Genomic DNA, 738 nt, shown 5'->3' with positions numbered 1-738 from the left:
GGACAGCACCTGTTCGGTGGCCGGGGGGCCGGCGTCGGGGGCGGCGAGGACGTTGAGCAGGTCGTAGTCGGCGAAGCCGGTGAAGTCGGGGTCGTCCTCGAGGGCGTCGACTATCTCGTGGAGGAGGCGGTTGTAGCCCTGGTCGTCGTCGGGGCGCCAGCCGGCGCCCCGGTCTATGCCGTAGTCCTCGAAGGGCTGTGACATGCGCAGCCAGTGGTGCAGGGGGACGGCGCGGTAGGCGAGGCGGCCGTAGGAGCTGGCGGCGAAGTGGTCGGCGGTGGCGGGGAAGAACTCGTCGAACCGGTCGCGGGTGCTGATGTCGGCCTCGCTGTCGGGGAAGTCGACGAAGACGGTGAGGGCCGTGACGTCACCGGTAGCGGGTGCGAACCCGGGGGCGGCGCCGATGGTCTCGGTCAGCCCCTCGGCCAGGCTGGGGTGCGCCTCGGGGGCGCAGTCGGTGACCGTGGTCGAGCCCGCCGCGGGGGTGCCGGTCGGCGGGGTGACCGCGGTGCCGGGCGTGCTGCCGAGGAGGAGGGCGAGGGACCCTCCGGCGGCGAGCGCGGCCCGGCGGCCGGGTATGTGCGGCATGCGTCCACGATGGGACCGCGAATCGGCGGGGCGCCCGTGGAGTGACGCGTTCGGGTGGCGGGTACCCGAAGGTTCCGGCGGGGCGGATGACGCGCTCGGGGTGCAGGAGGCCGGAGGGGGCGCGTGCGTGGTGCGCGTGTTCGGCGCGGG

The 738-nt window shown here is 74.7% G+C and carries 1 pseudogene; it reads right to left on the bottom strand.

What is annotated here, in order from left to right:
- A pseudogene (locus tag E1283_RS36735) lies at nucleotides 1-588 on the bottom strand (M6 family metalloprotease domain-containing protein); the annotation flags it as partial.
- Nucleotides 589-738 lie beyond the last annotated feature (150 nt).

Origin of the sequence: Streptomyces hainanensis, from assembly GCF_004348415.1 — a bacterium.
Lineage (GTDB): Bacteria > Actinomycetota > Actinomycetes > Streptomycetales > Streptomycetaceae > Streptomyces > Streptomyces hainanensis.
This window is presented reverse-complemented; position numbering and strand designations above follow the sequence as displayed.